We start from the raw sequence: 24,663 nt of genomic DNA, 5'->3' as shown, positions 1-24,663 counted from the left end.
GATCAGCCCTGCAACGACGCGTCGAGCGTGATCTTGGTGTTGAGCAGCTTCGACACCGGACATCCAGCCTTGGCCTTGCCCGCCAGTTCCTGGAACGCCGCGTTGTCGGCACCCGGGATCTTCGCCGACAGCGTCAAATGCACCGCGGTGATGGCGAAGCCGTCGGCGACCTTCTCCAGGGTCACGTCGGCCTTGGTCTCCATATGCTCCGCAGTGAGCTTGGCCTCGCCGAGGATCAGCGACAACGCCATCGTGAAGCAGGCGGCATGCGCCGCGCCGATCAGCTCTTCGGGATTCGAACCGGGCTTGCCCTCGAAGCGGCTGGCGAAGCCATAGGGGTAATCCGCGAGCGCGCCGCTCTTGGTCGAGATCGCGCCCTTGCCGTCCTTGATGCCGCCCTGCCATTTGGCCGAGCCATGGGTCGTCGTCATGCGTTGCTCCTGAGATGGGTTGAACCCAGCCACAAGCCTACAACGCCGATGCGACGGAAGTGTTCGCCGCGCGCCTGGATGTTAGGCGCCAACCAGCGCCTTTGCCGGGGTGGTCGCCTGCACCACGAGACCGCGAGCGCGCGCGTCCATCACGCCGACCGCGCGCAGCGCAAGCAGCGTCACGGTCTGCACTGCGTCGCGCAGCTTGATCGGATCGTCGAGATTGCTCGGTGCCAGCGGGCCGACCAGCGCCTCGTGCAGCGCGCCGAGCAAGGCGGTGGCGGCGAGCGCGGTATCTTGCGCTGGCAGATGGCCGGCGCGCACGGCGGCATCGATGCGCATCGCAAGCTCGCCGGAGATATCGCGGCGGCTGGCGAGCCGCGAGGCGGTGACGTCAACGTCAACCGGCTCAGCCAGGATGCCCCAGGCGAGCTTGCGCTGCGACAGCACGTGGACCGCAATCGTCGTCACCGCGGCGGCGAGCGCCGACGACGGCCCGGGTGCTGCATCCGCAGCGCGGCGGATCGCTGTGAGTTCGTCGCGTGAGACCTCGGTGATCAATTCCGAGATCAGTTCGGCCTTCGACGGGAAGTAGCGATAGACCGTCCCTGCCGCGACATTGGCCCGCACCGCGACCGGTGCGATCTGGACCGCCGCCATGCCGCCCGCCGCCGCCGCGTCGCGCGCAGCCGACAGGATGGCGCTGCGCCGGGCAGCCAGCCGTTTCACAACCTGATGAGTTCGCCGGTAGACCATGGCGTTCCGCCCCCCCCACCGTGCGCCCCGGCCGGCGCCCACCGGCAGAACACACGCGACTTCAATGTTTTGTACGATTGATCCCGCAATCGCATGAAGAAGTGAACAACTATTCAGACTGGATGACAAGCTGGAATTGTAAGGATTTTGCGACGGCCGCGTTCCACCTGCGATTGAGCCAGGGCGCTGCGGCCCGAGGAAGCGCCGGCCGGTCGGGATCGGGACCACGACCGGACCAGGTTAGCGATGGTGAATCACCAGCTAACAAGATCGCTCGACATCGAGACGTCGGGCCTCGCACAGGCCCCGCGACCGCATTTACCCGAATTTATCGGAAGCCGTGGTCGAGTGCGCACCAGGCGTCACGCGTGGCGTTGCCTCTCGATGTCTCCGGTCGAAACCAGAAAGCGCATGTCACTGTCCATCACCAGCAGCGTGACCAGCCGCAATGCGGCGCGCGGATTGTTGCCGCTCTGCGCTGCAGTCGGTGCGTATCTGTTCTATCTCTCGGCCGGCGAGATCCAGCTGCGCGACACCGACACGATGTGGCAGATCAAGGTCGGTCAATGGATCCTCGACCACGGCGCGATGCCGAGCACTGACGTGTTTTCGTTCACCCGTTTCGGCGAGCCCTGGATTTCGAGCTCGTGGCTGTCGCAGGTGGCATACGCCCTCGTGTATGGCGGCGATTGGGCCGGGCCGGTGATCCTGACCTCGATCGCAATCGGCGCAACGGTCGCGATCTTCCTGCATCTGCTGAGCCCGTATTTCGATCCGGCGCGCGCGCTGTTGATCGCGGCGCTAGCGCTCTTGTTGTCGACGATCCACTTCCTGGCGCGGCCGCACATGCTGGCGCTGCCGGTGTTGCTGGCGTTCATCGGCGGCCTGCTTGTAGCCGCGGATCGCCGCACCTCGCCGTCATGGTGGCTGCTGCCGCTGATGACACTGTGGGCCAATCTGCATGGCGGCTTCGTTCTCGGCCTGGCGTTGATCGGACCGATCGGACTGGAGGCCGTCTGGAGCGCGGAGCCCAGCCGCCGCCGTCAGCTCATCGTGCGATGGGGACTGTTCGGCGTCGCGGCGCTCGCCGCGAGCTGCGTGACGCCATATGGCTGGAATAGCCTGCTGGGCGCGACCAAGATCCTCAGCCTCGGCAAGCTGCTGACGCTGATCGGGGAATGGAAGCCCGCGGATTTCAGCAAGCCCAGCTTCTTCGAGGCCACGCTGCTCGGCCTGATCGGCCTGATCTGCTATCGCAGGCTGACGCTGTCGGTGCCGCGGATCCTGCTGCTGCTCGGCCTGATCTGGATGGCGCTGAGCCATGTCCGCAACATCGAGGTGTTCGCGTTCATCGCGCCATTGGTGCTTGCGAAGCCGATATCAGAACAATGGGGAACAGCCAGCGCCACCGCGCCGCGCTTTGAAGAAGGCCGCTCGCTTCCTGTCGTCACGACCCTGGCTGCGGTCGCGATGGTGATCGGCGCGTGGGTGACGACGACGATGTTCGTCGCGCAGCATCAGTTCAAGTTCCTGCCGATGTTCTCGCCGGTTGCCGCGGTCGACGTGCTGCAGCAGCACAACGCGCAGCGCGTGTTCAGCACCGCGCCATTCGGCGGCTACATGGTGAGCCGCGACATGAAGGTGTTCATCGACGGCCGCGCCGAGCTCTATGGCGAGCAATTCGTGCTCGACTATTACAATGCGCTCGACGCCCGTGATGTAGGCCAGCTGCTGAGCCTGCTCGACAAATACCGCATCGACGCCACGCTGCTGAGCTCGGACTCGCCGGCCGGAAACGCGCTGGATCACCTGAAGGGCTGGAAGCAGCTCTACAAGGACGACGTCGCCGTGATCCATGTGCGATCGGATGAGAGCAAGGGCGCAACGCCGGCGGCTCAGGGTTCGAAGTAGCCTTCCCGTAGCGTTGTTCTGATCGAGATATCTACCCGTCATCCTGAGGAGGCCGCAACGCGGCCGTCTCGAAGGATAGACGGCCCCCAGCCGGGCCGTGCATCCTTCGAGGCGCGCTGCGCGCTCCTCAGGATGACGGATTTACAACGGCGGTTGATCCGGCCTCAATTCCCCGTCTGCAACTCGCCGAAGCGATCCCAGGTCTTGCCATTGAAGCGCATCAGCTGCATCTGATCGACCGGCACATGGTCGGACGGCGAGGTGTTGACCTTGATGCCCGGCAACAGCATCGGCAGCTCCAGCTGCTTGATGGCGAAGGCCTGCCGCAGGATGTTCTCGGTCGAGAGATCGTCGCCGCAGGCCTTCAGCACGGCCTCAAGCGCCATCGCGCTGTTGTAGGCGTTGACGTAGTTGGTGTCATGCTGATCGCCGTCGGGCACGTATCGGGTCATGAAGTCGCGCCAACCCTTCATGCCGGGATCGTCCTTCCAGGCCGGATCGTCCGGATCCTTCACATAGGCCGTCGAGATGATGCCGGTGCCGGCCTCCAAGCCGGCCGGCTGCATCACGGTCGAAATCCACACCGCGGTGTTCGAGAGAAAGGTCATCGGCCGCCAGCCGATCTCATAGGCCTTGCGGATCGACTGCGCCGCGAATTTCGGCGTCGCCGCGATCACGAAGATGTCGGCATTGGTCGCCTTCAGCTTGACGATCTGCGAGTCGATCGTCGGGTCCGATATCTCGTAGGTCGCAACGGTGACGACGGAATCATACTTCTCGCCGAGCACGTCCTTGAGGCCCGCGAGATAGTCGCGGCCGTAATCGTCGTTCTGCGAGATGACAGCGAATGTTGCGTTCGGATTCTTCGCCAGCGCATAGCGCGCGTAGAGCCGCGCCTCGTAGCGGAACGGCGCCTGTACGCCCATCGTCGCCTGCGGGAATTGCGCGACGTCGCCGAACTTCGAGGCGCCGGAGGCCAGGAACAGTTGCGGGATGTTCTTGCCCTGCAGGTATTTTGCGATGGCGGTGTTGTGCGCGGTGCCGATCGACGAGAAGATCAGCGCGACCTCGTCGCTCTCGACGAGGCGGCGGGTCTGCTCCACCGTCTTCGGCGGCGCGTAGGAATCGTCGAGCGAGATGAAGTTGATCTTGCGGCCGTTGATGCCGCCGCGCTCGTTCAGCATCCTGAAATAGCCGGCCTCGCCCTTGCCGAGCGCACCGAAGGCCGACACCGGCCCGCTATAGGGCATGGTCTGGCCGATCCTGATTTCGGTCGATGTGACGCCGCGCATCTCGGCGGCGAATGAAGCGGCGGGCAGCAGCAGGAATGAAATGGCGCCAAGCGCGCCGAATGCCTTGCGCATCGGCCTCCCCTCCCCTTTTTCTGCCGCGCTTTCAGGAGGCGCGGCGATGCCGTTTGACGGCTTGGCGCGAGGATGCCACGGGGTCTGTGCGGATGCCAATAGCGACCACGCGAAGGATGGGCAAAGCGACGCGTGCCATCTTCACGAGCAGTGCTCTGGATGGTGGGCACGGCGCAAGCGCGCCTTTGCCCACCCTGCACTATGTCGGGCGCTTGCCGCGCTCCTTGAGAGGGATCACAAATTTCAGTCCCGACCACGTCGCATCCACGGCGCAGACCTTGATGTCGACCAGGCCGGAGGCGAGCCCGGCCTTGCGGACTGCAATGTCGGTGAGATCGGTCGTGACACCCGAGCTCTTCTTCGGCCACGACACCCAGATCATGCCATCGGGCGCGATCGCCTCCCGGTAGCGGCTCAGCTTCGTGACAAGCCCCTTCGCCTCGGCTGCAAACAGATGCACGACATCGAGCGGCGCCCTCGCGCTCTTCGCCATTCGCACGCCGTCGGGCAGTTCTCCGACGAGATCGACATAGTTCACGGACAACCCGTCGACAAAAATACAAAAGCCCGGCTTGAGGCCGAGCTTTTGCACAATCGGTTTGCCGGAGCTGCCTGTCATGGCACGCAAGGCTTACGCCTGCGGCTGCGGCTCCAGGCCGGTGTCCGGATCGGGACGCGGGCGCGGCTTGCCGGCCGGCGGCACGGCGGACGCACGCGGCGTCGACGGCTCCAGCACCGACTCGCGGTTGGGCTTCTTGCCCTTCAGCAGGTCGATGATCTCGTCGCCGGTCAGCGTCTCGAATTCGAGCAGGCCCTTGGCAAGCGCTTCGAGATCGTCACGCTTCTCGGTGAGGATCTTGGTCGCCTCCTGGTAGCCTTCCTCAACCAGACGCCTGATCTCGGAGTCGATCTTCTGGACGGTCGCCTCGGACGCGTTCTGCGTACGCGATACCGACATGCCGAGGAACACCTCGTCCTGGTTCTCGCCGTAGGAGACGGTGCCGAGCTCTTCCGAGAGGCCCCAGCGCGTCACCATCATGCGGGCCAGACGGGTCGCCTGCTCGATGTCGGAAGCGGCGCCCGAGGTCACCTTCTCGCGGCCGAAGATCAGCTCTTCGGCGACGCGGCCACCCATCATGATGGCGAGGCGCGAGGTCATCTGCTCCAGCGACATCGACAGCTTGTCTCGCTCCGGCAGCTGCATCACCATGCCCAGCGCACGGCCGCGCGGGATGATCGTCGCCTTGTGGATCGGATCGGTCGCGACGACGTTGAGGCCGACGATGGCGTGGCCACCCTCGTGATAGGCGGTCAGCAGCTTCTCTTCCTCGGTCATGACGAGCGACTTGCGCTCGGCGCCCATCATCACCTTGTCCTTGGCCTCTTCGAACTCGGCCTGCGTCACCATCCGCTTGTTGCGGCGGGCGGCGGTCAGCGCAGCCTCGTTGACGAGGTTCATCAGGTCGGCGCCGGAGAAGCCCGGGGTGCCGCGCGCGATGGTCTTGAGGTTGATATCCGGCGCCAGCGGCACCTTGCGGACGTGGACCTTGAGGATCTGCTCGCGGCCGACGACGTCCGGATTCGGCACCACGACCTGGCGGTCGAAGCGGCCCGGACGCAGCAGCGCCGGATCGAGCACGTCGGGACGGTTGGTCGCCGCGATCAGGATCACGCCTTCATTGGCCTCGAAGCCGTCCATCTCGACCAGCAACTGGTTCAGCGTCTGCTCGCGCTCGTCATTGCCGCCGCCGAGACCGGCGCCGCGATGACGGCCGACCGCATCGATTTCGTCGATGAAGATGATGCAGGGCGCGTTCTTCTTGGCCTGCTCGAACATGTCACGGACGCGGCTCGCGCCGACGCCGACGAACATTTCGACGAAGTCAGAACCGGAGATGGTGAAGAACGGCACATTGGCTTCGCCCGCCACCGCGCGCGCGATCAGCGTCTTACCCGTGCCGGGAGGGCCGACCAGCAGCACGCCGCGCGGAATGCGTCCGCCGAGCCGCTGGAACTTGCCGGGGTCGCGCAGGAATTCGACGATCTCCTGCAGGTCCTGCTTGGCTTCGTCGACGCCGGCGACATCCTCGAAGGTGACACGGCCATGCGCCTCGGTCAGCATCTTGGCGCGCGACTTGCCGAAGCCCATCGCCTTGCCGGCGCCGCCCTGCATCTGTCGCGACAGGAAGATCCAGACGCCGATCAGCGCGATGAACGGCAACCAGGAGACGAGCAGCGAGACGAACCACGGCACGTTGTCGCCGGGCGCCTTCGCGGAGATCTGCACCTTGGCGTCATAGAGCCGCTTCACGAGCGTGGGGTCGCTCGGCGCGTAGGTCTGGAAGCTGGTGCCGTTGTTGAACGTGCCGTGAATATCCGGCCCCTGAATCACGACGTCGCGGACATGGCCCTGATCGACTTCAGTCAGAAGCTGCGAAAACGAAATCTCCGAGGACGACGAGCGCTGACCAGGATTCTGGAAAAGCGTGAACAACGCCAGCAGCAGCAGGACAATAATGACCCAGAGGGCGAAATTCCGCAGATTGGCGTTCATGGTCTTCCTTCGTGGTCGCGCGGATCGCGGCCTCTCTCTATCCTTGGGCAGGCTCTGTGGGAATCCCCAGGGAATCCATCCCGTGATGGCATACAATCTAGGTGCCGCAGGGGTCGATGCCAAGGGAACTGCGCACGACTATTTACCGCATCCTAGCCCGATTCCCGGTCAAAAAATGACGCAAAATCCGGTGTTTTTCCGGGGTGGTTAAGCCACCTTGCCGGATTATGACAGCGATTGAAGCAATCGAACCCGGCTCAGCCGGAACGCCCCCGGCGGGGCGGCGCCGGACCGATCCTGATGCGGCCGGAGGCGACGCTGATGACCGCTCCGGCAAGGGTCTGTTTCAGCCTGGATTCGCGGCGTCCCGCAGCCCCGTTCAAGGCCTCATCGACGGCCGCGAGCAGGGTTTCGACCTTGCCGAGTTCGGCCGGCCCCTCATGTCCGGTGCGATCGATGGCGCGCTTCAGCAGGCGGAGCCGGATTTCATCGGGCATCACCGCGAACAGTGCAGCGTCGAAACCGGCGCCAGACCTATCCTCGCTTTTCAACGCAAGATAGCGCTCGGCGCCGTCGACCAGCACCTCCAGCGCGGCGTTGGCGCGCGCGATCCGCGCCGCAAGCCGTGCCAGGTTCCGTGCGTCGCCGCCCTCCTCCGCCAGCAGCGGCATCAGTGCGCGCAACCGCGGCCGCGTGAAGGAAACGTCGCGATTGGTCGGATCGTCGGCAAAGCCGATCCGCGCCTTCTTCAGCGTTGCGATCAGTTGCGCCTTGGAGATATCGAGCAGCGGCCGCGCCAGCAAAACGCCGTCGCGCTCGGTCTCGCGCGCCATCGCCGAAAGGCCCGCGACGCCGCTGCCACGCAGCATCCGCATCAACAGCGTCTCGGCCTGGTCATCACGGGTGTGCGCGGTCAGGATGTGCGTGGCGCCGTGCTTGCGCGCGGCATGCGTCAGCAGACGATAGCGCGCCTCGCGTGCGGCGGCCGGCACGCCGGTCCTCGGTTTGGATCCGTTCCAGCGCAACGTGTGATGCGGCAGATCGAGACTGCGTGCCAGCCGCTTGACGTCGCGCGCCTCGCGCGCCGCTTCCGGACGCAGACCGTGATCGACGGTGACCGCCACCAGACGTGGTCCTCGCGCCAGCGCGCGGCGCCAGCGCGCGACGAGCCACATCAGCGCGACTGAATCGGGACCGCCGGACACGGCAAGCACGATCGCCGGCGCGGACGCGAGGCCTGCGAACAGGCGCTTGGCGTCCCTTGCCGGGATGGCGGTTTGGTCGTCAGGCATTGCAAGACCAGCATGTCGCGGAAAGGCCGGAAGCAGCCTTCCCTTGCTGGTTTAGCACTTCACGCGCTTCTGCTCGCGGTCAACCGCGGCTTTGACCCCGCCGGAAGCGCGCGGGTATTTCCGCGCGATCTCGCCGAACGCCGCGCAGGCGGCTTCCTTTTCCTTCAGCGCCGCCAGCGACTGGCCGAGCCGCAGCAGCGCGTCGGGCGCCTTCGCGGACTTGTCGAATTTGGTGGTCACACCGAGGAAGGTTTCCGCCGCGTCGCGATATTGCTGGCGCTGGAAATAGCTTTCGCCGAGCCAGTATTGCGAGTCCGCGACCAGGGGATCGCTCGGATATTTCTGGGCGAAGTTCTTCATGGTCTCTTCGGCGAGCGCATAGTCCTTGCGCTGCATGTAGCCGATGCCGAGGTCGAACTCGTCCTTCGACGTCGCCGACGGCGGCAATGTGGTCAGCGTCGCGCTCGCGCCGGGCGCGCGCTGCGGGCTGGTGTTGCCGAGTTCGAGCGGCTCGCCCGCGCCGCGGCCGCCGGGCGCACCGACCGCCGCATCGCCGGACATCGGCATCTGGCCGCCACCAAGGGCACGCGGCGCGCCCGGGGCATTCGGGTTCTGGTTCGGGTCGAAGGCGTCGCCGCGACCGCGGCGGCCGGGCGCCCCCGCCGGCTCCTGCACGATCGGCGCGGGTGCAGCGATCTGCTGCTGCTCATAGCCGCCCTGCGGCTGCCGGCCATATCCCTGCTGTGGCTGTCCGCCTTGCTGCGGCTGGCCATAGCCGGGCTGAGCTTGCGGGTAGGTCTGCGGCTGCTGCGCCGGCGGCACGGCCGCGACATTGGGTTGGCCTGCCGGAGCCTGTCCGGGAGCGCCGGGCGGCTGGCCGCCAAGCTGGCGCAGCCGCTCCTCGAGTTGGCGGTTGCGGTACTGCAGCTCCTCGTTTTGGCCGGTCAGCTGCCGCAGCTGATTTTCGAGCCGCTCGATCCGCATCTCTGCATCGGAATCGTCGGACTGGGCAAACACCGGTGCGGAAACGGCGAACAGCGCCGCGATCGCCGCGGCGGAAGAAAGGAAATGAAGCCTGGATGACATTTTGCCCTGACGACGAGATCGACGTGAAAAGCGAGCGACATTGAGGGACGGAGTACGCCGGAATTGTGACTGGCAGTTCAAATCCGCCGCAGCGTCGCGGATACCGGTTTAGTACGGACGGTGGAACAAGCAAGCGGCCAATTGCGCGCAGCTTCGTTCATCTTGATCACAGCGGCGTGCCCGGCTTTCGCGCGGCCCAAAACAAAACCGGCGCCCGAAGGCGCCGGCTTGGGAAAATTGATCCAGCGAACGCGTCAGGAGCTGGCGTTCAGCACGGTGACCGCGCGGCGGTTCTGCGACCAGCAGGAGATGTCGTTACAGACCGCAACCGGGCGCTCCTTGCCGTAGGAGATGGTGCGCATGCGGCTCGGATCGATGCCGCGCGAGGCGAGGTAAGCGCGAACCGACTGGGCACGGCGAGCACCGAGCGCGATGTTGTATTCGCGCGTGCCGCGCTCGTCGGCATGACCTTCGATAGTGAAGGAATAGCGGTTGTAGGTCTGCAGCCACTGCGCCTGCTTGTCGAGGGTCGCCGTCGCCTGCGGGCTGAGATCGGTCTGATCGCTCTCGAAGAACACGCGGTCGCCGACATTGACCACGAAATCCTGCTGGCTGCCCGGGGCCGCGGCTCCCCCGATCGCGCCATTGGCGTCCAACGGGTTCTTGTTGGCGCAGGCACCCATCGACAGCGCCACCGCCAGAACCGCAACCAGCTTCATACCCTGGAGATATTTCATTCCCGGAGCCTCCACGCTCACGCTCTTCATACTGTCCATTGGGTCTACAGGGCGATGGTTAAGCGAACGTTCCGTCAACCTTGACGAGACCTTGCTCGACCCGATCAAATGCCAGGCAATGGCGAAAAGCGCCCCCGATGGTTAATGGGTGGCAAATGTGGCGCGACGGTGAAAGGAAGGCAAGGTTCGCGGGAACCGGTCGCTTTTGCAGGACAATTTGGCCTGTGCGCAACAGTCGATCGGCGTCAGTTCGATCAGAACGCCGGTTTTCTCAGGGATTCGGCACGATCGAGGCACGCTCGAACGGCCGGACAATACCGTCGGGCTGCAGCTGGCCCTCCCGATCGAACAACATCCGCCGCTCGAAGGCACTCGAGCGCAGGAACGGATAGCGGGCCAGCACGCGTTCCCGCACCGTCGGCAGATGCGACGCCATCAAGCCGACCGGCTTGACGAGCCCGGGATAAAGCCGCGGCTCCGACCAGGTCTCGTGCAGGAACACGCGCCGATAGAACGCCATGTGCTCCGGCCGGACCGGCGCCAGGCCGTAATCGGCATTGAAATGCACGCCCGCGGTCGAGCCGAGCCGCACCGTGACATAGGGCAGTTCCGGATTGTTCCGCGCCTTTTCGGGATCCGCCACGAAGCGCGTCGAATCGATGAAGACGAGACCCTGATCGAGCTTCGGCAGCAGCACGTCGCCGAACACGTCGAGCGTCGGCGAGGAGCGCCACTCCGGTGTCGCTACGGTGATGCGGATCGAGCTGCAGAGCTCGCCGTGCAGATAGACCCCGAACACCCAGGCATTGGGTGCATCATCGAACGCATCGACGACACGCTCGTCCGCCGAGGGCCGGATCGCGCCTTCGCGCAGATAGGCGCGGTAGCGCAGCCGGTAGATCTCGTCCTTCTGTTCCGGGGTCTGAGCGAGACGGTAGTCGACTTGGTCGAGAGGGTCCGCAAGCCTTCCTGTCGCGGGCTTGATGGCTTCGGCCGCGGACCTCATGCAGTACTCCCCTAACAACCCAACAACTTCAACGCGCGTGCCAAAAGATTAACAGCTTCTTAATTTTCGTCAAAGCAATCGAGGCAATACAGTTAACCACTGACCGCAAGGGTGCATTTCGAATCGTGCAGTCGGAGGTTCCTACAACTATCGATTGAGGGGTTCGGTACGTCAGCTCACGCGATCGAGCGCGATGGAACCACGTGCAGCTGCTCGTCGGTCCGACGGCCGTGCGAGGCATTGAGCAGCTGGCGGATGCGGACCGCGGGAACCGGCCGGCTGAACAGGTATCCCTGTGCTTCGGTCACCGCGCCGTCGGCGCTGATCAGCTCGAGCTGCTCGTTTGTCTCGATGCCCTCGACCACGACCGACATGCCGAGATCCGCCGACAGCCGCGCCACCCCGCGCAGCAGGGTCAACGGGCGATCGCTGTCGATGCCTTCGAGGAAGGAGCGGTCGATCTTGACCTTCTGCAGCGGGAAATTGTGCAGGTAGCTGAGCGACGAGTAGCCAGTGCCGAAATCATCCAGCGAGATCCGCACGCCGAGCGAGCGCAGCTGCGACAGCACGTCGTGGGTCAGCTCGGTGTTGTGCAGCAGCGAGGATTCGGTGATCTCGATCTCGAGACGGTGCGCCGGCAGGCCGGAGACCTCGAGCGCATAGCGAACCTCGCTCAGCACGTCGCGCTGATGGAACTGCTGCGGCGAGAAGTTGACCGCGACGCTGACCGCCTCGGGCCACTTCATGCATTCCATGCAGGCCTTGCGCAGAATCCAGCGGCCGAGATCGACGATCAGGCCCATGTCCTCGGCGACCGGAATGATGTCGACCGGCGAGACCGTGCCGCGCGCCGGGTGATTCCAGCGCAGCAGCGCCTCGCAGGTCGAGACCTTGCCGGACTTCAGGTTGATCAGCGGCTGGTAGAACAGCTCGAATTCCTCGTTGGCCAGCGCCTTGCGCAGGTCGAGCTCGAGGATGCGGCGGGCCTCGACGGTTTGCGCCATCTCGTCGCGGAAGAAGCAGAAGGTGCCGCGGCCGTCGGCCTTGGCGCGGTAGAGCGCCATGTCGGCGTTCTTCAACAGCGTGTCGGCGCCGACCCCGGGCGCCGTCATCGCGATGCCGACGCTGGCGCCGATCTCGACCAGATGGTTGTCGATCTTGTAGCGCTCGCTGAGCCGGTCGACGATGCGCCGCGCCAGCGCCGCGGCGTCCTCATGCGAATGGATGTTCTGCTGGAACACGACGAACTCGTCGCCGCCGAACCGCGCCACGAAATCCTCCGGCCGCAGCATCTCGCGCAGCCGCTCCGCGACCGCGCAGAGCAGCTGGTCGCCACAGGGATGGCCGAGCGTATCGTTGACCTGCTTGAACTGATCGAGATCGACGAACAGCAGCGCGGAACGATGCTCGCCGTGCTGCATGGCGAGCAGCCGACCGATCTCGTCGCGGAAATTGACGCGGTTGGGCAGCGCGGTGAGTTCGTCGTAGCGCGCGAGATGGCTGATCCGGGCCTCGGCGTCCTTGCGCTCGGTGATGTCCTCGACCAGCACGACCGTGCCGCCCCCGGCCATCGGCTGGAACGTCCAGTCGAGCGAACGGTTCTGCGCCGGATCGGGGTCGCTGGTGACGATGTCGCCGCGCTGCGAACTCTCGATCTCGAAGAGGATCTGCTGCGCGGCAGCGGCCGAGATTGCGCCGGACAGCACGCAGGCATTGCAGATGTCGGTCGCGCTGGCGCCGCGCTGCACGAAATCCTCCGACAGCTCCATCATCTCGATGAAGCGGTGGTTCATCACCGCAAGGCGACCATCGGCGGAGAACATGCACAGGCCGTGCGGCATGTTGTTGAGCGCGGTATCGAACTGGCCCGCCAGCGCCGCCTCGCGCTCCTTGGCGATCCAGGCATTGACGTAGATGCGCTGCAGGCTCGTGGTGAGGTGGCGGATGGCGCTGAAGAACACCAGGCTGAGCAGCGCAAGCGCGATGTGATAGGGACCGCCGACATACATCAGCCCGGCGATCAGGGGACCGATCGACATCAACAGATGCAGATGAAAGATCTGCGGCCGGCCGAAGGTGCGCCCGACCCCCGCCGAGGTATAGGCGACCACCGTGGTCACGCAGAGCATATGGGCCGCGGCATCGTTGGTCGTGACCAGGACGGCTGCGCCCCACAGGCCGAGCGCAATGCCGTAGGCGAGGCTGCCGATCCGGTAGCGCTTCTCCCAGGCCTCGGACTCTTCGACGGTGAGCCGGGAATTGCGCTGCTGGTAGCGGTACATCTGCCACGCGCGCGCCAGGCCCACCACGATGAAAAGCGGCACGCACAGCCAGGACAACAGATTGCCGGTGACGAACGCAATCACGGCGCCCGCAATGGCGGGGCCGAAGGCGCCGAAGATCATGGGCGCGGGGTTCATGAACAGGGAATCGACCAGCGCCGCGGAGATCGTCGGCGACATCGACTGGTCCGGTTCTCCCGTCTGACTTGCAAACTGCATTGTGAGAGCGCGCGTCCTTTTCAGCTCGCACTCTTACTGATGGCAGGTGAAGTCTTTCTGAGGGAACATCGTTAGCGAGTCGTTGCCGAAGCCAATCGGCTACCGAGATTCACAATAAGAAACAATGCGCTAGGTAAGAACTGCCGGTCGACCCCAGGGTTCCCCGGGGTCAGCCCTGCATGGCTCACGACAACAGCGGCGACCAGGCCGGGTCGGAGGCAAAACCCGGGGTCGGCACCCGCAGCTCGTTGCGCCCGGAGACGTCGATGGTGAACAGCGACGGGCCGCTGTTGCCGCCGGGATCGCGGAAGAACATCACGACGCGTCCGTTCGGCGCAAAGGTCGGGCCTTCATTGTGGAAGCCCGAGGTCAGGATGCGCTCGCCGGAGCCGTCCGGCTTCATGATACCGATCGCGAACTGCCCGCCGCCCTGCTTCGTAAACGCGATGTAGTCGCCGCGCGGCGACCACACCGGCGTCGAATAGGTGCCGTCGCCGAACGAGATGCGCTGCGCCGCGCCGCCGGTTGCCGGCATCACATAGATCTGCGGCTTGCCGCCGCGATCGGATTCGAAGCAGAGCCGCGTGCCGTCGGGCGCGTAGGACGGCGAGGTGTCGATCGCCGGCGTGTCGGTCAGCCGCGTCATCGACTTCGAGCGCAGATCCATCACGAACAAATTGGAGTTGCCGCCCTGCTGCAGGCTCATGATGACCCGCTGGCCATCGGGCGAGAAGCGCGGCGAGAACGACATGCCGGGGAAGTTGCCGACGATCTCACGCTGGCCGGTCTCGATGTTGAGCAGGTAGACGCGCGGGTCGCCCTGCCCGAACTCCATATAGGTGATTTCCTGGGTCGACGGCGAGAAGCGCGGCGTCAGCACGAGATCCGAGCCGCGGGTCAGATAGCGCACATTGGCGCCGTCCTGGTCCATCAGCGCGAGCCGCTTGACGCGGCGATCCGCCGAGCCACTCTCGTCGACGAACACGACGCGGGTATCGAAATAGCCCTTCTCGCCGGTCATGCGTTCGTAGATCTGGTCGGAAATGATGTGCGCGATACGGCGCCAGTATTCGGCCGAGGTGTCGTACTGCTGGCCCGCAAGCTGCTGGCCGGTGTTGACGTCCCAGAGCCGGAACTCCGCCTTCACGCGCCCATTGCCCTGGCGCGTCATGCGGCCGGTCACCAGCGCCTGTGCGTTGATGCTCTTCCAGTTGTTCAGGTTCGGCGGCGCATCGATATTGATCTGCTTCTCGAGATAGGCGGCCTGGTCGATCGGCGCGAACAAGCCGCTGCGCTTCAGATTGTTGGTGATCACCTGCGTGACGCCGACGCCGACTTCGGCATCGCCGGGCGTACCCGCCGCAAAATTCGGGATCGCGATCGGCACCGGCGCAAACTCGCCTTCCGGAATCTGAATTCGCTTCGGGCCAGCCTGCCCGAAAGCGCTCCGGGTTCCCGCAAGCGCACCGAGGGCCGCAATTCCGGAGATCATCTGTCGGCGGTCGAGGCGAAACATCATTGCACGCAAATCGTTGTTGTCGGTCATTGTCCGTAGACTTTGTTTGCTATTGGCCAAGCGACGCGGTCGCCCTCAGGTCTTCCGTTCTGTGAACACCGGCGCGAAATACTTCCATTCGTCGAAGAAGGCCGGCGGCAGTCTATACGGCTGGCATTCGATAATCGCCCGCAGCGCGCTCTCTTGATAGACGCGCAAATAGGGCGTTCCGGGCGAGCCTTCCGGCACCGGCGGCGCTTCGAGCTTGCCCTCGCGGTTCAGCTTGATCTCGAAAACGGCCTCGGTTTGCTGCGCCTCGATGCCGCCATAGGGCTTCTTCCAGCAACGCTCGACCTGCTGCTTGAACATCGCGCCCCAGGTCGCGGAGTTGTCGGCGGCCTTGCCCTTTGCCGTGCCGAGCGCGGCGTTGGCGTTCAGCGCATCACCAGTCATCGACGCTCGCGTCGGGTCACGCTTGTCGAGCAGTGCTGCGATCTTGCTCTGGTCGAACACGCGATCCTTTGGCTTCTGCTCCGGCGGCGGCTTGGCGGCCTGCTGAACCGGCTTCGGCGGCGGCTTCTTCTCTTCCTTCTTGATCGCTTCCGCGATCGGGTCGGGCTTCACCGGATCGGGCTTCTTCTCGACCGGCTTCGGCTCTTCCTTCGGCTTGTTCTCGACCTTCTTCGGCGGATCCGGCTTCTTGTCTTCCGGCTTCTCCACCTTCGGCGTCGGAGCCGGCGCGGTATCGGTCACGACCGGCGGCTTCTTGTCGTCGATCTTGCCGACGGCATCATCCATCGGCTTGGCTTCGGCAACCTTCTCGACCAGAGGCTTGGGATTTTCCTTCTTGCCGTCCTTCTGGCCGGCCATGGCTTTGGAGAGCTGATTGGCGTCGATCACGTCGACCGCGACCGTATCCTCTTCGGGCATCACGTAGGCCCTGGTCGAAAACGACACGAGGCCCCACCCGATCACGAGGACGTGCAGGACAATCGATGCCGCCAGAGTCTTGTCGACCTTGACCTTCAAATCAGGCTTCCCCGTGCCGCTTGCCGCACATGGTTGTTAGCCACCCTCCGGGATGATGACGATATTCGCCTTGAATCCCGCGGCCCGGACCTCGCCGAGCAATTTCATCATATCCGTGTAGCAGACGTCCTTGTCGCCACGCAGATAGACCACTTTTTCGGCATCCGACCGGGCATCTCCGATCGCCTTGATCTTGGCCGGAAAATCGGCCGCCGTGACCGGCGCATCACCCAGATAGAGCTCGACATTCGAGTTGCAGCCGCCGCCGGTGCGCTTGACCGACAATGTCAGCGGCGGCTGGTTCGACGAGATCGACTTGCCGCCGCTCGCGACCGGCAGATCGATGTCGATGTTCGACGTCATCAGCGGCGCCGCGACCATGAAGATGATCAACAGCACCAGCATCACGTCGACCATCGGCGTGACGTTGATCTCGGCCATGACCGGCTTGCGTCCGCGGCGGCGTCTGCCACCACCTCCGGACCCTGCCATGCTCATCGCCATGATCGCACACTCGCCAAAGTGACCATCATTATCTCAGCCCCTCTCGTCGATCTGACGCGACAGGATGGCGGAGAACTCGTCGGCGAACCCCTCCAGGCGGGCGGCCTGCCGGTTCACCTCCGAGGTGAACTTATTGTAGAAAATAGTCGCCGGAATTGCGGCAATCAGGCCGATAGCGGTGGCAAACAGCGCTTCCGCGATGCCGGGCGCCACCACCGCCAAAGAGGTGTTTTTTGAGGCCGCGATCGACTGGAAGCTCGACATGATGCCCCAGACCGTGCCGAACAGGCCGACAAAGGGCCCGGCCGAGCCGACGGTCGCCAGCACCAGGAGCCGCCGTTCCAGCCGCTCCACCTCCCGGGCGATCGAGACGTTCATGACCTTCTCGATTCTCGCCTGCAGGCCGGCAAAGGACCTCGATTGGCTCTCGAAGGAGCGCTTCCACTCCCGCATCGCCGCCACGAAACAGGCCGCCATCGATTGGGTCGGCTTGGCCGAGAGCGCCCGGTAGAGCTCCTCGATCGACTGGCCGGACCAGAAGGCCTGCTCGAACTTGTCCATCGCCCGCTTGGTACGGGCATAGAGCAGGATCTTGTCGATCGCGATTGCCCAGACCCAGACCGAGCAGGACAGAAGTCCCAGCATCACGCATTTGACGACCCAATGGGCCTGCCAAAACAATGCGATGAGCGACACATCGCTCGATGCCAGTGGCAGAGTTGACTGCGCCACGTCGGCGGGATTCATCGGCAATATCCTCTCAACGCAAGTGTCCCAATTCGGCGGGCCGCCAATCGGCACCCCTTCCACGGCCGCGCGCCCGGCGCGGCAAAACTGCGCGAGAGCCTCTTACATGTGTCGCATGGGGGGCCCGTCCAAAGCCGGGCCCTGCTTCCCCTGCCAACATGTCAAAACGAGGGCTTTTCACGCGTCATTCCGACCCTAACCAAACGCTAATCATGGTTAAGGCGAGGTTACCAAAGGGAAATTTGAAGGCCGGAAATGCCGCCGGCGGAGCCGGTTGGCGGGTTCCGGAAATGAACGGATTTCCCAGCGCATGAGGGTAGGCGCCGCCCCCACCGATGTCGTCCTGGCGAAGGCCGGGACCCATACGCCGCGGCGGATGTTGCCGACGGGACTCGTCGTTCCAGCACCGCGCAACCATTTGCAGCGGTGGTTATGGGTCCCGGCCTTCGCCGGGACGACACCGATTATGTTGCGCGGACCCCTTGGCGAGCCCCGGAATGACGATTCAGGTCAAATGCCTGATGATCGCGAGCCCGGCAAACAATCCCGCGATCGACAGCGCCACCGAGCCCGCGACATACAGCGCCGCCAGCCCAAGCTCACCGCGCTCATAGAGCAGCGCGGCGTCGAGCGAGAACGCGGAGAAGGTGGTGTAGCCGCCGAGGATGCCGGTCATCAGGAACAGCCGCCACGGCTGCGAGGCCTCGCCCTTGAAGGCGAGATAGCCGGCGATCAGGCCCATCACGGTCGAGCCCGTGATGTTGATGATGAAGGTGCCATAAGGAAATGCGGTGCCGATGCAGCGCGCGCAGGTGACATTGATCAGGTGGCGCAGCGTCGCGCCGAGACCGCCGCCGAAGAAGACGAGGAGATAGCTTGCCGCGTTACCCACCAATGCCCCCGTTGGTGTGTGGAGATGCTCGAGACGCGCTGCTCAAGATACACCCTCCCCTGGAGGGGGAGGGTCGGTTCGCATGAAGCGAAGCGGAGCGCGAAACGGGGTGGGGTGATCTCTCAGCACGGACTGTCTCACGCGCGGATAGACCGTCACCCCACCCCGCCGCTCATTTCATTCGCGTCGACCCTCCCTCTCCAGCGGAGGGCGAAGGGCCGTTCGTGAACTGCGATCAGGACGCTCAGCCGGCCTTGCCGAACAGCTCGTCGACATAGTCCCAGTTGACGAGGCTGTCGACGAACGCCTTCAGATAGTCCGGACGGCGGTTGCGGTAGTCGATGTAGTAGGAGTGCTCCCAGACGTCGACGCCGAGGATCGGCACCGCGCCGTGGACCAGCGGGTTCTCGCCGTTCGGGGTCTTGGCGATCTCGAGCTTGCCGCCCTTGACCTGCAGCCAGGCCCAGCCGGAGCCGAACTGGCCAACGCCGGCGGCGGCGAAGTCGGCCTTGAACTTCTCGAAGCCGCCGAGGTCCTCGTTGATCTTCTTTTCCAGCCGGCCGGGCAGCTTGCTGCCACCGCCATTCGGCTTCATCCACTTCCAGAAGTGGATGTGGTTGTAGTGCTGGCCGGCATTGTTGAAGACGGCCGCGTTCTTGCCGAACGAGCCCTTCACGATCTCCTCGAGGGACTTGCCTTCGAATTCGGTCCCCTTGATCGCGTTGTTGCCGTTGGTGACGTAGGCCTGGTGATGCTTGTCGTGGTGAAACTCCAGCGTTTCCTTGGACATGTAGGGCGCAAGGGCGTCGTGGGCGTAGGGCAGATCGGGTAGCGTGAAGGTCATGGGGTAATGTCCAACAGAGGGTGGGAGACTACACTTAACGGGCCCCCCTTATAGAAGGTTCCACGGCGGAGAAACACCGCATTTTCAGATCGTGTATGACAGATCGGCACAGCCCAAAGCAGACCCAAGGCGACACCCAGGACGGCGACGATGAGCATCGAAATCGACATTCTCAACGGAGATGCGTCATGGCAGCGCGCCGAGCCGCTGCTTCGGGCGGTCTGGAGCCCGGAGGTCATGCAGAACAAGGACTGGGCCGATATCAAATGGGCTCACGCGGATTTGCGCGTGCTGCTCGACGCGCCCGATGACAGCGGGCTGGCCTGCCATGTCGGTATCTACTTCCGGACCATCACCTGGAATGGCCACAAGGTGCATGTCGGTGGCATCGGCGGGGTCTCGACCCGCGAGGATTGCCGGGGGCGCGGCTACGCCTCACTCGCGCTCGACGCCGCCGTGCACACGATGCGTGCTAATGATGCGGTGAAATTTGCAATCTTATTCTGCGAGCCGCACAATTTCGCATTCTACCAGGCGCGCGGCTGGCATCCCTTCACCGGCGAAGTCATGTGCGAACAGCCCTCCGGGCCAATCCGCTTCGAGGCGATGGCGCCGTTCGTCAACGACATCGTCCGCGCACCGCGTCAGGGCAAGATCGACCTATGCGGCCTGCCGTGGTGACCCCTGCGCAAGCGCGGGTGGCGAGGACCAGCTCAAACCCATAACATGTTGATCATCATTTATTGATTACGAGCCCGGTTTACTGGCGTCGAATTGCAGTGCGCCCCCTCTCCCGATTGCGAAGTGAGCCGCGACGCATGAGCATTGATGCCTCGATCGACGACATCAGCCCCGCGGCAGCCACGCCCGCGGTGCCGGTCGATCATTTGCTCACCGCGCCGATCCTCCCGACGTTGCTGAAGCTCGCCCTCCCCAACACCATCGCCATGTTCGGCTCGACGCTGGTTGCAGTCGCGGAGACCTCCTATATCGGTCGGCTCGGCACCGAGCCGCTGGCCGGCATTGCGCTGGTGTTTCCGTTCGCGATGCTGACCCAGATGATGTCGGCCGGCGCGATGGGCGGCGGCGTCTCGTCGGCGATCAGCCGCGCGCTCGGCGCCGGCGACCGCGACCGCGCCGCCGATCTGGCGCTGCATGCGGCGATCATCGGGGCGTGCGCCGGATTGTTCTTCACCGTGATGATGCTGGGCTTCGGCCGCAACTTCTATGCGCTGCTCGGCGGCCGTGGCGGCGTGCTCGAACAATCGATGCACTATTCGCAGGTGCTGTTCTCCGGCGCGACCTCGATCTGGCTGGTCAACACGCTGGCCTCCGTCGTACGCGGCACCGGCGACATGCGGATTCCCTCGATGACGCTGATCACCGTATCGCTGATCCAGATCGCGGTCGGCGGCGTGCTCGGTCTCGGGCTGTTCGGTATGCCGAGCCTTGGCATGCGCGGCGTCGCCGCGGGCCAGCTCACGGCCTTCACATGCGGCGCGATCTTCCTCACCTGGTATCTCGCCTCCGGCCGCAGTCGGCTGAAGCTCGATTTCGCCGCGTTCAGCTTCCAGCGCGCGATGTTCCTCGACATCCTGAAAGTGGGCGCGATCTCCTGCCTGTCGCCTTTGCAGAGCGTGCTGACCATCCTGATCTTCACTAAGATCCTCGCAGGCTTCGGCACCGAGACGCTGGCCGGCTACGGCATGGGCTCGCGGCTGGAATTCCTGCTGATCCCGATCGCGTTCGCGGTCGGCGTCGCCTCGGTGCCGATGGTCGGCATGGCGATCGGCGCCGGACTGGTGACGCGGGCTCGCAAGGTGGCGTGGACTGCGGGCACGGTCGCCGGCCTTGTGGTCGGATTAGTCGGACTTGTTGTCGCACTGAAACCGACGCTGTGGATTGCGCTGTTCACCACCGATCCCGGCGTGACCGCGGCCGCCTCGTCTTATTTCGCGCTGGCGGGCCCGGCGTTCGGCTTCTTCGGCGTCGGCGTTTGCCTGTATTTCTCCTCGCAAGGCGCCGCCAAGGTCGGTGGACCGGTGCTGGCCGGGACCATCCGCCTGCTGCTGGTCGGTATCGGCGGCTGGTGGCTTGCTACCGTGAGCGCGCCGGCCTGGACGTTGTTTGCGCTGGTCGGGGCTGCGATGGTGGCGTTCGGCCTCGCCACCATCATATCGATCCGGCTGACCCGCTGGGGCTAACGATCGCAGCGCAGCCGAGCATTGCCTGAGCATGGCCATCCAGGACAACAGCAACAAAATTTTTCCGGGTGACGCGCGCCTGATCGCGCGAATATGACATTGCAGAAATCTTTCGACTTGTTATGCAGGCCGACCTTTTGGGGAACAGCCATGGCCTGCAAATTCGGATTCGTGATCGCAATCATCGCGACGGCACTCGCCGTGCCTGCCGCGCAGGCACAAAGCGCGCCCGAGCCTTTCGGCGTCTGGCAGACCCAGGCGGGCGACGCCCGAGTCAAGATCAGCAAATGCGGCGGCAGCATCTGCGGCGTGGTGGTGAGCCTGCGCGATCCGATCGATCCGATGACCGGCAAGCCGCAAGTCGACAACAAGAATCCCAATCCGTCGCTGGCCAACCGGCCGATCATCGGACTGCCGCTGTTCTCCGGCATGCAGCCGGCGGCCGCGGGCAAATGGTCGGGCCAGATCTACAATGCCGACGACGGCGGCACCTATGCGAGCAGCATCTCGGTGACCGGCGAGAGCACACTGCGCGTCGAAGGCTGCGTCGGCGCGCTGTGCGGCGGCGAGACCTGGACGCGGGTCGGGAAGTAATCCCTCACTGAACTCTGACGGCAAATGGACTGCGTCCCCTCTCCCGCTTGCGGGGGAGGCGCATCGCGTTTGCCGCTTGATCGAATTTACGCTGCGCGCGTCTTCAACACCGTGGCTGCCGAAGCGTAGCCGCCGCTTGCGCCGTCGATGAAGTGGACGTGGTCGGCGCGCATCGCCGACGGGGTGAAGCAGGTCATCATCGCGGCATCCTGCTCATGCAGGCCGTAGCGCGCGACGCCCTGCGCAGCGGCGGCGGCGAGGCGCTGCTCGAGCTCGGCAGCGAGCTCCGGCGTGCAATCCAGGATCATGCGTAGGCCGTCGTCGAACTTGCGGAAGTCGGAATTCTCGACCAGCTGTCGCAGATAGTTCTTCGGCACGAACTTGCCCACCGGGATATTGAACCGCATCAGCGTATAGGTCCACAGCGTGAACGCGAGCACCGTGGCACGGCGCAACGCGAGCGAGCCGCCGCGTCGTGCACGCGCCTCGTACTCCATCCCCTGCGGCGGCCAGCGCAACGGCGGGCCGCCCGGCGGCACCGGCCGGCCGGCATCGGGGCTCTTCTCGATGCGGACGACGATGTCCTCGATCACCTTGCGGAAGGCTGCGGGATCGGCGTCCTTCGCCGGCAGCACCAGCACCGACAGGATGACGCCGCGCGCCGACGGCATCACCTCGAAGCGGCAGGACAGGCCCGACAGATCCGGCTGCGTGCCCGGCGGCGCCGGCTCGACCGCGAACTCGCCGCGCTTCATCGCGGCATCGGCGTAAGCCAGACCACCGCCGGAGAACATCGCGTAGGAGAGATTGGCCGACGGCCCGAAGCGCGCGACTCGGACGTCGGCGCCCGCGGCGCGGATTGCAGCCACCGGCATCAGCGCCACCCGCAGCACCAGATCGAGGTCGTCACGCACCCAGCGTGCGGTCGCAGCCAGCGCCTCGCGGGCCTTGTCGAGATCGGCGGGGGAAACCGCGAAGCTTGCGCCATCGCCGCCGAACACGAAGGGAAATTCGCGGCCGTCCAGTGCATTGGTGACCGAGGCGACCACCGCGGCGCCGGCCATGTTGACCGCCTTGTAGCGCTGGGCCGCGATCGCCTTGGTCGACTCCACGATATCGGCGACGCCGACCGTCCAGTCATCGGGCAGCGGCGCATACAGCGCCGGATCCATCAGGCGCGCGAAGCCGCGAAACACCGGAATGCCGCCGTAGAAGATCTCGCTGCCGCCAGCCATCGCAACGCCGCCGTTTCCGCCCTGCTCAGGGATTCTCTAGCAGATACGCGGCAGTTTGAGATCGGGTTTTCCTCACTCATTTCATCGTCACCCCCGCGCAAAGGCTTCGCCTTCGCGGGGATGACGGTGATGGCAAGCTACGGCTGCCACCTCACGCCGCCTCGCCTGCCCGTCGCCACGGCGGAAACGGATCGCGCAATCCGGCCCAGGCCTGCGGGTCCATGCCCGGCTTGCCGGTGACGAGGCAGGCGTCGAGACGGCGGCGAATGTCGTCCTCGTTCATGGCGGAGCTGATGAAGACCAGCTCCTGCCGGCGGTCGCCATAGAGATCGTTCCAGCTTCGCTGCATCATCAGCCGCCAGTCCGCATGATCCGGCCAGCGCTCGCGCGGGATCGCCGCCCACCAGGAGCCGAGGCCTTCGGTGCGGACGATGGCGCCGGCCTGGCTCAGCTCACCGCACCAATCCGGGCGCGTTGCGATCCAGAAATGACCCTTGGCGCGGATCACGCCGCCCCAGCTCTCGCGCAGGAAGCCGTGGAAACGCACCGGATCGAACGGACGCCGCGCACGATAGACGAAGCTCGTGACGCCGTATTCCTCGGTCTCCGGCACGTGCTCGGCAAAGCCGTACAGCTCCTTGTGCCAGAGCGGATGCTGCTGCGCGCGCTCATAGGCGAAGCGACCGGTATCCAGCACGCGGTCGAACGGCACTTTTGCGAAATTCGCCTCGGCGAGGTCGGCGTCGGGATTGAGCGCGCGCACGATGGTGCGGGCAGCTTCGCGCTGCGCAGGCGTCGCGGCATCGACCTTATTGAGCACGACGACGTCGGCGAACTCGATCTGCTCGACCAGGAGATCGACCAGCGTGCGCTTGTCGCCATCGAGCGCCTCGCCGCGCTGGCTGAGAAAATCGGTCGAGGCGTAGTCCTTCAACAGATTGGCGGCGTCGACCACCGTGACCATGGTGTCGAGCCGCGCGACATCGGACAGGCTCTCTCCGTCTTCATCGCGAAACTCGAACGTTGCGGCGACCGGCAACGGCTCGGAAATCCCTGTCGATTCGATCAGCAGATAATCGAACCGGCCGCTCTCGGCGAGCGCACGCACCTCTTTCAACAGATCGTCGCGCAGGGTGCAGCAGATGCAGCCATTGCTCATCTCGACCAGCTTCTCGTCAGTCCGGGACAGGTTCGCACCGCCATCGCGCACGAGGTCGGCGTCGATGTTCACCTCGCTCATGTCGTTCACAATCACCGCAACCTTCAGGCCGTGGCGGTTGTTCAGGACGTGGTTCAGCAAAGTGGTCTTTCCAGCCCCGAGGAAGCCGGACAAGATGGTGACGGGGAGTTTTTGCATCGAGATCAAACAGTTGCTGGAGGGATGGACGGCGGCGGGGCATACGGCATTCGTTTTGTGTAATGTTATAACATAACATCAATAGCCGCAGCGCTTGTCAAGCCGTCACGTGCGCCGGACGAAG

22 protein-coding genes are annotated in these 24,663 nt (G+C 64.7%); 4 read left to right on the top strand and 18 right to left on the bottom strand.

All coding sequences use genetic code 11. The annotated features are described in order from the left end of the window. Nucleotides 1-2 precede the first annotated feature (2 nt). Together JQ616_RS18885 and JQ616_RS18880 are read right to left on the bottom strand one after the other, a co-directional pair. Nucleotides 3-431, bottom strand: a complete 429-nt coding sequence (locus JQ616_RS18885) for an OsmC family protein (protein WP_128971061.1) — start codon at nucleotides 429-431, stop codon at nucleotides 3-5. A gap of 81 nt (nucleotides 432-512) precedes the next feature. Continuing rightward, complete coding sequence (locus JQ616_RS18880; RefSeq protein WP_069280141.1) at nucleotides 513-1,187, bottom strand: TetR/AcrR family transcriptional regulator; 675 nt, start codon at nucleotides 1,185-1,187, stop codon at nucleotides 513-515. A 411-nt stretch (nucleotides 1,188-1,598) separates the two neighbouring features. On the opposite strand from JQ616_RS18880, the gene JQ616_RS18875 reads away from it, so the two are divergent. Next, a complete protein-coding gene (locus JQ616_RS18875) occupies nucleotides 1,599-3,098 on the top strand; it encodes a hypothetical protein (RefSeq protein ID WP_212016800.1) in 1,500 nt (499 codons plus the stop codon). Between the two features lie 164 nt (nucleotides 3,099-3,262). Here JQ616_RS18875 and JQ616_RS18870 read toward each other — a convergent pair whose 3' ends face one another. The 14 genes from JQ616_RS18870 to JQ616_RS18805 form a co-directional block, all read right to left on the bottom strand. Next, entirely contained in the window at nucleotides 3,263-4,462 is a 1,200-nt protein-coding gene (locus JQ616_RS18870; protein WP_212016798.1) for an ABC transporter substrate-binding protein, read from the bottom strand. Nucleotides 4,463-4,661: 199 nt separating this feature from the next. Beyond that, nucleotides 4,662-5,081: a DUF3052 family protein gene (locus JQ616_RS18865; RefSeq protein ID WP_212017841.1), complete on the bottom strand. Its 420-nt coding sequence runs from the start codon at nucleotides 5,079-5,081 to the stop codon at nucleotides 4,662-4,664. Between the two features lie 12 nt (nucleotides 5,082-5,093). Then, a complete protein-coding gene (gene ftsH / locus JQ616_RS18860; protein WP_212016796.1) occupies nucleotides 5,094-7,016 on the bottom strand; it encodes an ATP-dependent zinc metalloprotease FtsH in 1,923 nt (640 codons plus the stop codon). Between the two features lie 257 nt (nucleotides 7,017-7,273). Further along, on the bottom strand, nucleotides 7,274-8,308 hold the full coding sequence (gene tilS / locus JQ616_RS18855) for a tRNA lysidine(34) synthetase TilS (RefSeq protein WP_212016794.1): 1,035 nt from the start codon (nucleotides 8,306-8,308) through the stop codon (nucleotides 7,274-7,276). A gap of 51 nt (nucleotides 8,309-8,359) precedes the next feature. Further along, nucleotides 8,360-9,394, bottom strand: a complete 1,035-nt coding sequence (gene ybgF / locus JQ616_RS18850; RefSeq protein ID WP_212016792.1) for a tol-pal system protein YbgF — start codon at nucleotides 9,392-9,394, stop codon at nucleotides 8,360-8,362. Between the two features lie 254 nt (nucleotides 9,395-9,648). Beyond that, complete coding sequence (gene pal / locus JQ616_RS18845) at nucleotides 9,649-10,131, bottom strand: peptidoglycan-associated lipoprotein Pal (RefSeq protein WP_212016790.1); 483 nt, start codon at nucleotides 10,129-10,131, stop codon at nucleotides 9,649-9,651. A gap of 271 nt (nucleotides 10,132-10,402) precedes the next feature. After that, entirely contained in the window at nucleotides 10,403-11,137 is a 735-nt protein-coding gene (locus JQ616_RS18840; RefSeq protein WP_212016788.1) for an N-acyl amino acid synthase FeeM domain-containing protein, read from the bottom strand. 176 nt (nucleotides 11,138-11,313) lie between these two features. Further along, complete coding sequence (locus JQ616_RS18835) at nucleotides 11,314-13,638, bottom strand: EAL domain-containing protein (protein ID WP_212016786.1); 2,325 nt, start codon at nucleotides 13,636-13,638, stop codon at nucleotides 11,314-11,316. Between the two features lie 184 nt (nucleotides 13,639-13,822). After that, the gene (tolB, locus tag JQ616_RS18830) at nucleotides 13,823-15,157 is read right to left on the bottom strand and encodes a Tol-Pal system beta propeller repeat protein TolB (protein WP_212016784.1); all 1,335 of its coding nucleotides are present in this window, start codon (nucleotides 15,155-15,157) and stop codon (nucleotides 13,823-13,825) included. 72 nt (nucleotides 15,158-15,229) lie between these two features. Further along, nucleotides 15,230-16,162 (bottom strand): protein TolA, encoded by a 933-nt coding sequence (locus tag JQ616_RS18825; protein ID WP_212016782.1) that lies wholly within the window; start codon nucleotides 16,160-16,162, stop codon nucleotides 15,230-15,232. Nucleotides 16,163-16,198: 36 nt separating this feature from the next. Further along, nucleotides 16,199-16,666 (bottom strand): biopolymer transporter ExbD, encoded by a 468-nt coding sequence (locus JQ616_RS18820; protein WP_028340645.1) that lies wholly within the window; start codon nucleotides 16,664-16,666, stop codon nucleotides 16,199-16,201. A 33-nt stretch (nucleotides 16,667-16,699) separates the two neighbouring features. Next, entirely contained in the window at nucleotides 16,700-17,413 is a 714-nt protein-coding gene (tolQ, locus tag JQ616_RS18815) for a protein TolQ (RefSeq protein WP_016846954.1), read from the bottom strand. Nucleotides 17,414-17,918: 505 nt separating this feature from the next. Next, complete coding sequence (crcB, locus tag JQ616_RS18810) at nucleotides 17,919-18,305, bottom strand: fluoride efflux transporter CrcB (RefSeq protein WP_212016780.1); 387 nt, start codon at nucleotides 18,303-18,305, stop codon at nucleotides 17,919-17,921. Between the two features lie 244 nt (nucleotides 18,306-18,549). After that, the gene (locus tag JQ616_RS18805; RefSeq protein WP_163152911.1) at nucleotides 18,550-19,149 is read right to left on the bottom strand and encodes a superoxide dismutase; all 600 of its coding nucleotides are present in this window, start codon (nucleotides 19,147-19,149) and stop codon (nucleotides 18,550-18,552) included. 150 nt (nucleotides 19,150-19,299) lie between these two features. Between JQ616_RS18805 and JQ616_RS18800 the strand changes: the two genes are divergently transcribed. The 3 genes from JQ616_RS18800 (at nucleotide 19,300) to JQ616_RS18790 (ending at nucleotide 21,947) form a co-directional block, all read left to right on the top strand. Continuing rightward, entirely contained in the window at nucleotides 19,300-19,830 is a 531-nt protein-coding gene (locus JQ616_RS18800; RefSeq protein WP_212016778.1) for a GNAT family N-acetyltransferase, read from the top strand. A gap of 137 nt (nucleotides 19,831-19,967) precedes the next feature. Then, the gene (locus JQ616_RS18795; RefSeq protein ID WP_212016776.1) at nucleotides 19,968-21,353 is read left to right on the top strand and encodes an MATE family efflux transporter; all 1,386 of its coding nucleotides are present in this window, start codon (nucleotides 19,968-19,970) and stop codon (nucleotides 21,351-21,353) included. Nucleotides 21,354-21,503: 150 nt separating this feature from the next. Further along, on the top strand, nucleotides 21,504-21,947 hold the full coding sequence (locus JQ616_RS18790; protein WP_212016774.1) for a DUF2147 domain-containing protein: 444 nt from the start codon (nucleotides 21,504-21,506) through the stop codon (nucleotides 21,945-21,947). Between the two features lie 86 nt (nucleotides 21,948-22,033). On the opposite strand, the gene JQ616_RS18785 is transcribed toward JQ616_RS18790, so the two are convergent. Both JQ616_RS18785 and zigA read right to left on the bottom strand, forming a co-directional pair. Further along, entirely contained in the window at nucleotides 22,034-23,182 is a 1,149-nt protein-coding gene (locus JQ616_RS18785) for a DUF3095 domain-containing protein (protein WP_212016771.1), read from the bottom strand. A gap of 151 nt (nucleotides 23,183-23,333) precedes the next feature. After that, nucleotides 23,334-24,539 carry a zinc metallochaperone GTPase ZigA gene (gene zigA / locus JQ616_RS18780; protein ID WP_212016769.1) on the bottom strand — a complete coding sequence of 402 codons (1,206 nt, stop codon included), beginning with the start codon at nucleotides 24,537-24,539 and terminating at the stop codon, nucleotides 23,334-23,336. Nucleotides 24,540-24,663: the final 124 nt, after the last annotated feature.

The sequence above is a fragment of the Bradyrhizobium tropiciagri genome (assembly GCF_018130545.1).
In the GTDB taxonomy this organism is placed as follows: domain Bacteria; phylum Pseudomonadota; class Alphaproteobacteria; order Rhizobiales; family Xanthobacteraceae; genus Bradyrhizobium; species Bradyrhizobium tropiciagri_A.
The sequence above is the reverse complement of the archived record's forward strand: the minus strand, read 5'-3'. Positions and strand labels throughout refer to the sequence as shown.

Excerpts from the sequence above, each read along its gene's own strand:
- JQ616_RS18875 (WP_212016800.1), top strand. The coding sequence starts at position 1,599 with ATGTCACTGTCCATCACCAGCAGCGTGACCAGCCGCAATGCGGCGCGC.
- JQ616_RS18835 (WP_212016786.1), bottom strand. The coding sequence starts at position 13,638 with ATGCAGTTTGCAAGTCAGACGGGAGAACCGGACCAGTCGATGTCGCCG.
- pal (WP_212016790.1), bottom strand. The coding sequence starts at position 10,131 with ATGAAATATCTCCAGGGTATGAAGCTGGTTGCGGTTCTGGCGGTGGCG.
- JQ616_RS18840 (WP_212016788.1), bottom strand. The coding sequence starts at position 11,137 with ATGAGGTCCGCGGCCGAAGCCATCAAGCCCGCGACAGGAAGGCTTGCG.
- tilS (WP_212016794.1), bottom strand. The coding sequence starts at position 8,308 with ATGCCTGACGACCAAACCGCCATCCCGGCAAGGGACGCCAAGCGCCTG.
- JQ616_RS18880 (WP_069280141.1), bottom strand. The coding sequence starts at position 1,187 with ATGGTCTACCGGCGAACTCATCAGGTTGTGAAACGGCTGGCTGCCCGG.
- JQ616_RS18820 (WP_028340645.1), bottom strand. The coding sequence starts at position 16,666 with ATGGCGATGAGCATGGCAGGGTCCGGAGGTGGTGGCAGACGCCGCCGC.
- JQ616_RS18790 (WP_212016774.1), top strand. The coding sequence starts at position 21,504 with ATGGCCTGCAAATTCGGATTCGTGATCGCAATCATCGCGACGGCACTC.
- zigA (WP_212016769.1), bottom strand. The coding sequence starts at position 24,539 with ATGCAAAAACTCCCCGTCACCATCTTGTCCGGCTTCCTCGGGGCTGGA.
- JQ616_RS18870 (WP_212016798.1), bottom strand. The coding sequence starts at position 4,462 with ATGCGCAAGGCATTCGGCGCGCTTGGCGCCATTTCATTCCTGCTGCTG.
- JQ616_RS18805 (WP_163152911.1), bottom strand. The coding sequence starts at position 19,149 with ATGACCTTCACGCTACCCGATCTGCCCTACGCCCACGACGCCCTTGCG.
- tolB (WP_212016784.1), bottom strand. The coding sequence starts at position 15,157 with ATGATGTTTCGCCTCGACCGCCGACAGATGATCTCCGGAATTGCGGCC.
- JQ616_RS18795 (WP_212016776.1), top strand. The coding sequence starts at position 19,968 with ATGAGCATTGATGCCTCGATCGACGACATCAGCCCCGCGGCAGCCACG.
- JQ616_RS18800 (WP_212016778.1), top strand. The coding sequence starts at position 19,300 with ATGAGCATCGAAATCGACATTCTCAACGGAGATGCGTCATGGCAGCGC.
- JQ616_RS18785 (WP_212016771.1), bottom strand. The coding sequence starts at position 23,182 with ATGGCTGGCGGCAGCGAGATCTTCTACGGCGGCATTCCGGTGTTTCGC.
- JQ616_RS18865 (WP_212017841.1), bottom strand. The coding sequence starts at position 5,081 with ATGACAGGCAGCTCCGGCAAACCGATTGTGCAAAAGCTCGGCCTCAAG.
- tolQ (WP_016846954.1), bottom strand. The coding sequence starts at position 17,413 with ATGAATCCCGCCGACGTGGCGCAGTCAACTCTGCCACTGGCATCGAGC.
- ftsH (WP_212016796.1), bottom strand. The coding sequence starts at position 7,016 with ATGAACGCCAATCTGCGGAATTTCGCCCTCTGGGTCATTATTGTCCTG.
- JQ616_RS18885 (WP_128971061.1), bottom strand. The coding sequence starts at position 431 with ATGACGACGACCCATGGCTCGGCCAAATGGCAGGGCGGCATCAAGGAC.
- ybgF (WP_212016792.1), bottom strand. The coding sequence starts at position 9,394 with ATGTCATCCAGGCTTCATTTCCTTTCTTCCGCCGCGGCGATCGCGGCG.